This is a genomic window from Campylobacter concisus, assembly GCF_002913545.1.
GTDB classification, from domain to species: Bacteria; Campylobacterota; Campylobacteria; order Campylobacterales; family Campylobacteraceae; genus Campylobacter_A; species Campylobacter_A concisus_AV.
Map to the genome: position 1 here is coordinate 128592 of NZ_PPBR01000124.1, position 10942 is coordinate 139533.

Annotated in this window: 14 protein-coding genes; 4 read left to right on the forward strand and 10 right to left on the reverse strand. The window is 40.5% G+C overall.

Translation table 11 applies throughout. The features are described from left to right. Positions 1–25: 25 nt before the first annotated feature. From tsaD to CYP05_RS09290, 10 genes are all read right to left on the reverse strand, one after another. Positions 26–1030 carry a tRNA (adenosine(37)-N6)-threonylcarbamoyltransferase complex transferase subunit TsaD gene (gene tsaD, locus CYP05_RS09245; RefSeq protein ID WP_103642713.1) on the reverse strand — a complete coding sequence of 335 codons (1005 nt, stop codon included), beginning with the start codon at positions 1028–1030 and terminating at the stop codon, positions 26–28. Continuing rightward, the gene (locus CYP05_RS09250) at positions 1027–2325 is read right to left on the reverse strand and encodes a M99 family carboxypeptidase catalytic domain-containing protein (protein ID WP_103642714.1); all 1299 of its coding nucleotides are present in this window, start codon (positions 2323–2325) and stop codon (positions 1027–1029) included. Before CYP05_RS09250 ends, tsaD begins: the two co-directional genes overlap by 4 nt. Further along, complete coding sequence (locus CYP05_RS09255; RefSeq protein WP_103642715.1) at positions 2325–3560, reverse strand: uracil-xanthine permease family protein; 1236 nt, start codon at positions 3558–3560, stop codon at positions 2325–2327. The genes CYP05_RS09250 and CYP05_RS09255 overlap by 1 nt, the downstream gene beginning before the upstream one ends. After that, positions 3547–4656 carry a 1-deoxy-D-xylulose-5-phosphate reductoisomerase gene (dxr, locus tag CYP05_RS09260; RefSeq protein WP_103642716.1) on the reverse strand — a complete coding sequence of 370 codons (1110 nt, stop codon included), beginning with the start codon at positions 4654–4656 and terminating at the stop codon, positions 3547–3549. Before dxr ends, CYP05_RS09255 begins: the two co-directional genes overlap by 14 nt. Then, entirely contained in the window at positions 4638–5369 is a 732-nt protein-coding gene (locus tag CYP05_RS09265) for a phosphatidate cytidylyltransferase (RefSeq protein WP_103595821.1), read from the reverse strand. Before CYP05_RS09265 ends, dxr begins: the two co-directional genes overlap by 19 nt. 177 nt (positions 5370–5546) lie before the next feature. Beyond that, positions 5547–5948 carry a flagellar protein FlaH gene (locus CYP05_RS09270; RefSeq protein WP_103642717.1) on the reverse strand — a complete coding sequence of 134 codons (402 nt, stop codon included), beginning with the start codon at positions 5946–5948 and terminating at the stop codon, positions 5547–5549. Beyond that, positions 5939–6370, reverse strand: coding sequence for a peptide deformylase (locus tag CYP05_RS09275; protein ID WP_103642718.1), 432 nt, complete (start codon positions 6368–6370; stop codon positions 5939–5941). Before CYP05_RS09275 ends, CYP05_RS09270 begins: the two co-directional genes overlap by 10 nt. A 9-nt stretch (positions 6371–6379) precedes the next feature. After that, the gene (locus CYP05_RS09280; protein ID WP_103642719.1) at positions 6380–7393 is read right to left on the reverse strand and encodes an alanine racemase; all 1014 of its coding nucleotides are present in this window, start codon (positions 7391–7393) and stop codon (positions 6380–6382) included. Next, positions 7386–7625, reverse strand: a complete 240-nt coding sequence (gene cmeU, locus CYP05_RS09285; RefSeq protein ID WP_009294264.1) for a CmeU family protein — start codon at positions 7623–7625, stop codon at positions 7386–7388. The genes CYP05_RS09280 and cmeU overlap by 8 nt, the downstream gene beginning before the upstream one ends. 2 nt (positions 7626–7627) lie before the next feature. After that, positions 7628–8593, reverse strand: a complete 966-nt coding sequence (locus tag CYP05_RS09290; RefSeq protein ID WP_087581996.1) for a L,D-transpeptidase family protein — start codon at positions 8591–8593, stop codon at positions 7628–7630. Between the two features lie 136 nt (positions 8594–8729). Between CYP05_RS09290 and CYP05_RS09295 the strand changes: the two genes are divergently transcribed. The 4 genes from CYP05_RS09295 to CYP05_RS09310 form a co-directional block, all read left to right on the forward strand. Next, positions 8730–9152 carry a copper chaperone PCu(A)C gene (locus CYP05_RS09295; protein ID WP_021088383.1) on the forward strand — a complete coding sequence of 141 codons (423 nt, stop codon included), beginning with the start codon at positions 8730–8732 and terminating at the stop codon, positions 9150–9152. Further along, positions 9152–9616 (forward strand): hypothetical protein, encoded by a 465-nt coding sequence (locus CYP05_RS09300; protein ID WP_103642720.1) that lies wholly within the window; start codon positions 9152–9154, stop codon positions 9614–9616. Before CYP05_RS09295 ends, CYP05_RS09300 begins: the two co-directional genes overlap by 1 nt. 9 nt (positions 9617–9625) lie before the next feature. Further along, positions 9626–10168, forward strand: a complete 543-nt coding sequence (locus tag CYP05_RS09305; RefSeq protein WP_103642721.1) for an SCO family protein — start codon at positions 9626–9628, stop codon at positions 10166–10168. Positions 10169–10277: 109 nt separating this feature from the next. Next, a partial coding sequence (locus CYP05_RS09310) for a cache domain-containing protein (protein ID WP_181001202.1) occupies positions 10278–10942 on the forward strand: 665 nt, incomplete at its 3' end.

Genomic DNA, 10942 nt, shown 5'->3' on the forward strand with positions numbered 1-10942 from the left:
ACTTTATGTTTTTTCTAATGAAATTTTAAATTTCAAATTTCTTAAAGCTAACCCTTGGATGTATCGCTAGTTCGCTGTGGCTTATAAATTCTCTTTTTAGATATTTTTCACGACCAGCCCTTGCTATCATCAGCGCATTATCAGAGCAAAACGCAAGTGGAGCTAGCAAAAGCTCGCACTCGTTTTTTTGACAAAGCACTTCAAGCCTTTTACGTAAATTTAAATTTGCACTTGCTCCACCAACCACGCCAAAACGCTTGAAATTTCTTAGCTTAAAAACCTTTTCAAGCTTATTTAAAACGTGCTCGCAGGCTGTGTTTTCAAAGGCGCAACAAATATCTGCGATATCTTTTCGTGTGATAGTTTCAAGCTTTGAAATTTCAACTCTGACTTGGTTTTTAAGCCCTGAAAAGCTGTATTCAAGACGTTTATCGTGAAGAAGTGGGACGGTAAATTTAAACCTATCTTTATCCTCACACAAAAGTGCATTTTGCTGCACCACAGCACCTCCTGGATAGCCAAGATCAAGCATCTTTGCCACCTTGTCAAAGCTCTCACCAAAGCTATCATCACTTGTGCTTGCAAGCTCTAAAATCTCGCCATTTTCACCAATCTCAAGAATCATCGTATGTCCGCCACTAACTAGCAAAACTCCAAGTGGGAAGGTGGCTTCGCGGTCTAAAAATAGCGAGTAGATGTGACCAACTAGGTGATTTACGGCGATTAGCGGGATATTTAGGGCGATGCTTAGCGATTTTGCCATGCTGACGCCGCCTATCAGGCTCACGCTTAGACCTGGCTCGTTTGTCACGGCGATAGCGTTTATATCTTTTAAATTTGGTAAGATATCATTTAAAAGTGCTGGCAGCGCCTTTGTGTGAAGTCTCGCTGCAAGCTCTGGGACCACACCACCAAAGATAGCGTGCTCCTCTTCTTGTGAGATCTTTTTATAATAAATTTGCTCTAGCGTGCCTTCATCTATGAGCGCGACAGAGCTGTCATCACAGCTACTTTCTATGCCAAGTATCATCTAAACTCCGCTAGTATCATGCCAGCAAATTTCTCTTTGCCATTTTCGCTTTTGTAAAACTCAACTCGGTAAATTTTGCCATCTTTATCTATGCTATAGCTTTTGTTTAGGCTGTTTTTATCTATCTCTTGCTCGCTCTCATCAACGCTTTTTGTGCCGTATCCTATGACATTTACGCGCACATTTTTGAGAGTTTTTACTTTAAAACTTTTTTTAACGCTAAATTTATCGCCACTTTTTAGCACCTGCTCGTTGCCATCGCTCAAGAGAGAAATTTTATCAAGCGGCTTTGCAAACTCGAAGTATTGCGGTTTTAGTCTAGTAACAGAGCGGTTGCCATACTGCACTTTGTAAGTCTCTTTGTCCTTTATGACGGCGATTAGCGGATTTGGCGAGTGGTAGCTTAGCTCGCTCTTTTTAAATGGCACGAAGCTTATCACTGGCTTTAAATTTTTAAGGCTAAGAGCGTAGCTGTCAAATAGCTCAAGCCTGATCTCCTTTTCGATCGCCTTTTTCACGCTTTTGACATCAAGCTCAAAGGGCCTAGTAAAGCTAATGCCAGCCTTTTTCATATACTCTTCGATCGCTATAAGGTGATAATATGTCCTTTGCTCGGCGTTTAAATTTTTGCTAGCTTCGTTTGCAAAGGCGGACTTGTTTTGCGTGATAGCGTAGTAGGTGAGGCTTTTTAGCATCTCTTTATCGCCCATCGCCGTGTGCGTGTTTTTGACGTGATACTGATGTTTTGGGTCTATGAGGTGCTTATTTAGCACGTCTTTTACGCTTGAAGCGATAGTTTCAAGCTCTGGATACTTTGAGCCTGGCAGTGTGCTTTGGTCGATGATGCAAGTGTTGCCCCATTTGTCTGGATTTTCGTCCTTGCTTATAAATTTATCTCTGTAATATCCGCTACCATCGTGCAAATTTAAGATGAGAGTGACGTTTTTGTCGGTGATGACGTCTTTTATCTTCATCACTGAGTTGTAGTCTGGATCGTCCTTTTCGACATGGGCGAATTTTCTATTCATATCGCCCTTTGTGCCGCGACTTCGCTCGATGATACTTGGGAAATTTAAATTTGGCACGACCCAAAGCGAACCTTTTGTGATGTTATAGTCAGTCGCCACGATAGAAGCCGCCAAAAAGCCGCCTGGCTCGTCGCCTTGTATGCCGCCGATTAAGAGCATAGTATTGCTACTTGACTCACCTTTTTTGATAAGTGCATAGTCCAGTGCGCTTGCATTTGCAAGGCTTGCAGCCGCAAGAGCTGCTAAAAAAAGTCTAAATTTACGCATTAATATCCTTCGTAATGCTTTGTTTTTGGTAAAAGCAAATTTAAAACTATACCAGTAACCGCGCCAAGTCCGATACCTGAAAATTTAACCGCTCCAAGGTCAAGCACCATGCCGCCGATGGCGAAGATGAAGATGAGGGCTACGATTATCATATTTCTAGGATCGGCAAGATCGACTCTGTTTTTTATAAGTGTCTCCATGCCAACGCTTGCGATGATGCCAAAAAGTAGCAGCATGATACCGCCGATGACTGGAGCTGGGATGGTCGAGAGCACCGCGCCAAGCTTGCCAACGAAGGCTAGCACGATAGCAGTGATCGCTGCAAAGGTCATGATCGCTGGATTATACGCTTTTGTAAGGCTAACTGCGCCTGTGACCTCTGAGTAGGTGGTGTTTGGCGGACCACCAAAGGCAGCAGCTAGCGAGGTGGCTAGGCCGTCGCCTAAAAGGGTGTTTTTAAGCCCTGGATTTTTCAAAAAATCCTCTTTTGTGACGTTTGAGATGGCGAGCATATCGCCGATGTGCTCGATCGCTGGGGCGATGGCGATAGGTATCATATAGATGATCGCTTCGAGTTCAAATTTTGGTGCGCTAAAGCTTGGAACTCTAAACCAAGGGGCGTTTGCGATGGCGCTAAAATCAATCATGCCAAAGCAGTAAGCCACGATGTAGCCAGCGATGATGCCAAGTAGGATCGGTATAAGCCTAAACATCCCGCGTCCTAGCATCATGACAACGATAGTAGCGATAAGCGAGGTGGCTGCAACTATCATCGCTACGTTTTGGGTGTAAGCCTCAGTAGCTGAAGTAGCCATCTTAACGGCATTAGGAGCTAGTATCAGACCTATAGTCATGATGACTGGTCCAACGACAACTGGAGGCAAAATTTTATGCAAAATTTTCTCTCCACCAAAGCGAACCACAAGACTTAGTGCGACGTAGAAAAATCCAGCAAATATAACGCCGCCCATCGTCACTGGTATGCCCCATTTTTCGATGCCGTACTGAAGCGGAGCGATGAAGGCAAACGAGCTTGCTAGAAAGATAGGTGGGACGTTTTTTCTAGTTATTAGCTGAAAAAGCAGCGTGCCAAGGCCAGCCGTAAAGAGCGCTACGTTTGCATCAAGCCCCGTAAGGATAGGCACGAGCACGAGCGCGCCAAAGGCGACAAATAAAAACTGCATACCGATCAAGCTTTGCCTAAGATCAAATTTATACCCCTCATACCTTTGCATTTAGCATCCTTTTTGCGTATTCTCTAACCTCTTTATCAACTTCATAAATTTCATCTACGCTTGAAATTTTTATATCCTTAAATTTCTTAGCCAAGCCCAAAATGAGCCTTGAGATATCCAAAAATGAGCACTTTTTCTCTAAAAAGCTAAATACTCCAACCTCGTTTGCAGCATTAATTACGACACCTAGATCAGGACTAGCTAAGACTTCATCTTTTAGCGAAAAGACTGGATATTTTTTAAGGCTGATCCTCTGAAATTTGATATTTTTTAGATCGAGTAAATTTGCGTGTGAGACGATATTTTGCTCAACTTTTTCAAAGATAGCATGCGAAATGGCTAGCTTCATATCTGTGCGTGAGAGATGCATCGTGCTTGAGCCGTCGATAAACTCGACTACGGCGTGGATGGCTGAGGTTGGCTCTATCACGGCCTCGATATCTTTGATGCCGTAAAGCCAATAGGCCTCCATCACCTCAAAAAGCTTGTTTGTCATCGTTGCGCTATCAATCGTTATCTTTGCGCCCATATCCCAGTTTGGGTGTTTAAGTGCGTCGCTTGGCGTGGCATCTTTTAGAAATTTGATCGGCTTTTTATAAAATGCCCCACCGCTTGCTGTGATGATGAGCTTGCTTGGGGTAGTTTTGTTTTCTAGTAGAAATTTAAGCCCAAAATGCTCGCTATCAATGGGCAAAATTTCTCTTGTTTTTAAAAACTTACCACCAACTACAAGGCTCTCTTTGTTTGCAAGGGCAAGTTTTTTGCCAAGTGCTTGCGTCTTTAGACTAGGAGCAAGTCCAGCAAAGCCCACAAGGGCGTTTATTACCTTTTTTGAGCTTGAAATTTCAAGCATTTCTAGCAGTCCAGCCTCACCAAAAAAGATGTTTTTAGCTTCAATGTTTTTTACATTTTTAGCTAGCTTTTCATCGCCTACACAGACAAATTTTGGCTTAAATTTTAAAATTTGCTCATTTAGTAAAGCTACATTTTTAGCGCAGCTTAATGCCTCGACGCTAATATCAAATTTCTCGCAAAGCGCTAGAGCATTTTTACCGATCGAGCCAGTTGAGCCAAGTATTACCACGATAGCGACCAAAGTAGCGCAACAACGCCAAATAAATAGCCATCTATCCTATCAAGCATGCCGCCGTGACCTGGGAAAAGCGTGCCGCTGTCTTTTACGCCACAAAGTCTCTTTAGATAGCTCTCAAAGAGATCTCCCCAGACCGCAAAGACGCAGACTAAAAAGCTTGAAAATAGAATTTGAAAAAATCCATCTGTTACGAAATTTCCAACTACGCAGCCAACTATGGTGCCTACTACCACACCGCCTGCTGCACCTTCAATTGTTTTGTTTGGTGAGCTTGGGCTAAACGGATGCTTGCCAAAGGCTTTGCCAACGAAAAATGCGCCACTATCGCTTGCAACGACGCTTAAGATAAGCCACGCAAGATAGCCCATGCCATACTCTGAATAAAGCATCCACATCATAAAAATAGGAGTTGTCGGATAGACAAAAGGGGCGACTAGCTTTAAATTTTCGCTTTTTATGTGCGCAAGGATAGATGCTACCAGCATAATCGCAAGGATCGCTATGAAGATCGGATTTGTAAAATATGTAAGCACGTAAAATGCGAGCGCTGCATAAACTAGCTGTTTGTGATCGATGCCATAAAGCTTGAGCGACTCATTAAAGGCAAAGTAAAGCACAGCGCCAAGCAAAATAAAATTTAAAATATAATTATCTATAAAAAAAACTACCAAAATAGCAACAAACATCAAAACGCCAGTGATAATGCGTGAAGACATACACTCTCCTTAAAATCGTTATTTTGCCGTAATTATAACACTTAAAATTTAGACGGCGTTTATAAGAGTGAAATTTGGTTTAAAATGTGTTTGAAAATTTGATATGAGCGCAGATTATAAGATTTTTAACGCTTGCTATTATAATTATACATTATTAGAAATATTTGAAATTATATATCACTGCAATATCTTACAGTCACGATCTTCTATGGTGTATTCAAAGATTAGTTCGCCGTTTTCTGAGTAGAAAATTTCATCCAAGCTAACGCCGATGCTTAGCATATTTAAGATTTCTTTATCCTTGCAGGCGGTTCTTAAATTCTCTTTTTTTATAGCCTCGATAAATTCCAAAAGCTCTTTCTCTTCAAGCCTTTTGATCTCTTGTTTTCTTGCGTGTTTAACGGCGTATCTGTAGATGAGCGTGTCGCCCACGTTTAAGATATCATTAAGAGTTAGCGTCGGTGTGCAGATAAATGGGAGCTTTTTTTTGTAGTATGTTGCGTGATTTTTCGCTGCCACATCTGGCGTCAGAGCCAGAGCTAGCGAGCAAAAAACCAGAGCAAAAATGGCTACTCGCAACTACTTTTATCCAGCTTCAAATCAAAAAGATGCCTGCCCTCAAAGCCGTAGCTGCCACTTAGTGTGATGCCGCGATTTAGCGCAGCTCTTGCCATGCCTGAGTTGCAAAGCGCCTCTTTTCCGTTTTGATAAAATTCATCTTTTAAAGCCAAAATTTGAGACTTGTTGTAGCCTTTTAGCTTCTTTGTCTTAGTCTCATTTAAGACAAACTCGCCATGTATGTTTAGCCCGTCGCTGCTCACATCTTTTAGTGTGATCATCTCATCGACCCTGCTTGGCAAATTTGGCTTAGCAGTTTGGACGACAAAGGCTGGGATCTGCTTTGTATCAAGCTGATTTAGTATCTGCTCATAGACTTTAAACTCACTCTCTTGCACACCAAAAGCAAGGCTTGCAAGAGCTAATAAAACGATCTTTTTCACATATTACCTTTATATAAATTTTCTAGTGATATTTGGCGAGAGTTTGACTAAGATGTCGTAGTTTATCGTGCCAAAAAAGTTAGCCCAAACATTTGCGTCCTCAAAGACACAGACCCACTCGCCACTATCTTTGCAGCTAAAACTATCCATCGAAATTTTACCAAGCACCATCTCGCCATTTGCAAGTCTTAGCTCGCCTAGCCCATTGTATCTTAGCAGTCCGTCGCCATATCCAAGATCATAAGTAGCGACGTTTATATCATCTTTTGCTATAAATTTAGCCCCATATCCCACGCTTTGACCACTTTTTAAAACCCGCCTGCTAACGCGCTTTGCCCAAAGTGAAAGCACTGGCTTTAAATTTAAAGAGCCATTAAACTGAGCATATCCATACTGAGCGATGCCCACGCGCACCATCTCATCTTCAACCGCGCTAGTTCTTTCAAGGGCGGCTGAGTTGTGAGAGTGAAAGATCGGTTTTTTTATACCAAACTCATCGCAAAGAGCTAAAATTTTCGCTTTTGCGGCGTTAAAGTTTTCTCTTTGCACGAAATAATCAGCATTTAGCTCATCGCTTGCGCGAAAGTGAGTATAAGCGCCAAGAAGCTCTAAATTTCTTCTAGCTAAAATTTCAAATGCATAATCAAGCTCGCTTATATCAAGCCCATTTCTATGCATGCCAGTGTCGATGGCGAGGTTGATTTTTGTATTTTCTTTTATCTTTAAAAGTGCGTCTATGTCGTTTATGGCGTAGGTAAATTTAGCGCTTTCATCGCCTGTTGGGATGTGCGAGAGGATCAAGATATTTTCAAAGATATCAGCGATCTCATTTGCTTCAAATTCGCTCTTTACGGCGCAGTTTTTTATGCCAAATTTCTTAGCCTCGCTAGCTATGAGCCTTGCGCCATGCCCATAAGCGTTATCTTTTAGCACGATGATCACTTTTTCTTTTCCGCCAGCCTTATCACAAATTTTAGTTAGATTGTGGATATAGGCTGCTTTGTTTAAGCGTATCTCAGACATTGAAATTCACATCATAAGCTTTATAAACGTCAGGCAAGAGCTTTCTTACGTTGTAGTCAAATGCATAAAATTTAGCGTAAATTTCTTTTAGATCAGCCTCTTTGACCTTGCTAAAGTCAAAGACGTCAGTGCCATTTTTCTTTGGCACTTGGCGGTCTAGCTCAGCAAAAAATGCAGACCTCGCCTCTAAAATTTTCTCTATCTTCTCTTTTACTTCTTGAGATTTTTCCACTTCTACTCCTCTATAAAAATTTTCATCTCATCGCCATAAAGCTTGACATAAAGGGTCTTTTGACCTGCAAATTTATGCGTATCAGCAGCGTAATCCTCATAAAAACTCACACGAAAGAGCTTGTCGTTTTTAAGGTTTGGATAAGGCGTGATGAGAAAATTTGAAAAAGCGATATGTTTTTTCTCTTTTTTAGAAAAGATCGCTCGTTTCATATTTTTAAAATTTTCTAAACTCATGCCGTCATATCGCTCAAAATCTTTATCATAAAATTTCAAATAGCTATCGATGTCACTCTCGCTCCAAGTCTTCTTCCAGTTAAGAATTCCAGAGATGATCACCGCTATGTCGTTCGCGCTTGCTTCTGGGCGCTTGTCCTCGTAGATAAAAGCGAGCGTTTTTTTGTGGTCTATCACTTCGTCAAATTTCATCAAGATGTCATTTTGCATAGCCACGCAGCCTTTTGTCTTTAGCTCATCTGTCCTTTGACCATCGAGCGGATAGCCATGTATCCAGATGCCGCTGCCATTACGTTTTGCGAGTTTATCAAGTAAATTTGGATATGAAAGAGAAAAAGCAAGAGGTCCAAGATATCTGTCATTTGGTGTAAATCTACGCGTGAGCTGATAGACACCAACTGGCGTTTTTAGGTCGCCCTCAAGTAGCTTGTCGCCATTTTTGCCAACGATGACGCTTGAGCTAAAGAGTTTTTTTGTAACTCCGTCTTTATAAGAGATGACTTCAAGCTCTTTGTCTGTCTTATCAACCACGCTTAGAAGTATCTCGTTGTCGTAATATCCGTATCTAACGTCCTTGTCTTTGAGCTTGTTTAGCCAGTAGTCCTTACTTAAAATGTTCTTTTCAATGGCTTCTATGACGGCAGATGGGCCATTTTTTAAGTAAATTTCTTCGTAATTTTGGGCAAAAAGACAAGGCGCTAACGCGATGAAGAAAAATAGTATCTTTTTCAAGTGAAGTGTCCCAAAAAGTAAAATTTAGTGCGTAATTATAACCTAAAAAATTTCAATTTTTAAATTTTAAAGGGAATTTTAGTTTCTTTATATGTATAATCTGAAAACCATTATTAATTTACCATAAAGGAAAAATATGAAAAAACTTGTTTTTGGTGCATTGCTTGCGGCATCTACACTAATGGCAGCTGACATCAGTCTAGAAAATGTCAGAGCAAGAGACACAAAGCCTGGCACAAACAACAGCGCTATTTTTATGAATATCAAAAATGCTTCAAATGCCGATGTAAAGCTAGTTGGCGTTCATTCAAGTGTTTGCAAAAGCACTGAAATTCACACTCACAAGATGGAAAATGGCATGATGGCTATGGTCCAGGTTGAAGACGCCGTTATCCCAAAAAATGGCGAGACAAAGCTAGCGCCTGGCGGTCTTCATATCATGCTTATGGATCTAAATAGACCTATAAAAGATGGCGACAAGGTTGATCTGGAGCTAAAATTTAGCAACGGCGAGAGCATCAAGCTTGATAATATCGGAGTAACTAAAAACTTTAAATAATGAAAAAAATTCTAATCATTTTTTCACTCGTCTTTATCGTAGCAGGCGCTTTTTGGATAGGTCATAAATTTATGGTCAGCAAAGAGGATCCGCCTGAATTTGCCGATGTAAATACATCGCTTGATCCTCTAAAATGCGATCTAAACAAAGATGCTTGCGAGGTGAAATTTAATGGCGTTAAGCTAAAGATAGACATCTCGCCAAGACCGATCTTTGCGATGAGGCCGTTTAGCTTTAAGATCATTAATGGCAAAAATTTAGGGCTAAAAGATCCAAACCTTGTAATCGATGGCATAAATATGAACATGGGCTTGATAAAAGCCAGACTTGATCAAAGAGGCGATAATCTAATAGCCCAAGTCGTGCTAAGTGCTTGCGTGGTCGATCTTATGAGGTATAGATTTAAGCTGCTTGATGGCGAAAAAGATACTGGATTTTTTGTCGATCTTGATCTAAAAATGTAAGGGCAAATGATGAAAAAGACACTTTGGGGCTTGATAATAATCTTAATATGTGCTGGTCTTGCGATGCTTTTTATAAAGCCTAACAAGTATGATTTTAAGGCACTTTCAGAGCATGGCGAAGTGAGCCTTAAAAACTATAACGGCAAGTATAAAGCGATATATTTTGGTTATCTTTACTGCCCCGATGTCTGCCCTACTACGCTCTCTCTTGTGGGCGATGAGCTAAATAAACTAAAAAGAGACGACTTTGAGCTACTTTTCATCACTCTTGATCCTGAGCGTGACACGCCTGAAAATTTAACCCTAATGGCAAAAAATTTCTACAAAGATGCAGACGGGCTAAAGATGAATGATCTGCCAAAAGTTGCTAAAAACTACGGCGTAAAATACCAAAAAATGCATCTTAAAAACTCTGCTATGGGCTACTCTGTCGCTCACAGCTCTGCTATCTATCTGCTAGATAAAGAGGGGAATTTCTACAGCGAAATTTCAAATTTAACTAGTGAAAATATCAGAGAAAATCTTTTAAATTTGATAAAAAATAGACCTTAAATTTAGACAAAAAATTACATTTTTTCCGCTAAAAATATCTCAAAAGCTATGTAACTCTTTTTAAACTAGCCGATATAGACAACATAAAATCATATGTAAAGGAATTCGTGTGAAGTCAATCACCAATAAAATAGCGCTAATGTTAATAGTTGCTCTATGTATTTCGTTTGTGGCTATGTCAGCTGCTAGTTACTACACCGCTCAGAACAAGACAACCGAGCTAGTCACACAAGCTCAGCGCCAAATTCTAAAAGATGTTAAAAATGCAATGGATATATTTTTTAACAATAATCTTCATATCGTGGATAGTATGTCTTCTATCCTGTCTAAGCTAGATGAAAACCGCAACGGTATCGACGCCATCTTAGCTCAAGGCAAATCGATGTCAAATAAAGAAGTTGGACTTGTTTATGCTGGCTATAATGACGGTGCGATGTACCGCTCAAATGGCAAAAACGAAACCCCAAAAGATGGCTATGATCCAAGGGCTAGAGACTGGTATAAACTAGCTAAAGAAAAAAATGGCATTACCTTTACTGATCCGTATATATCTTCTTCTTTAAAACAAATGGTAATAAGCTTCGTTGCTCCTATAAAAGATGCCGGCGTTGCAGCTACAAATGTTAGTATCGAAGAGCTAAGCAAAGAGATCATGAGTATCAGCAAGACTGATTATAGCTATGCTTTTGTTGCAGATAAAGATGGTAAGATCATCATCCACCCTGATAAAAATATAATAAATACAGCCCCTAAACTAACCAAAAAGTTAATCGA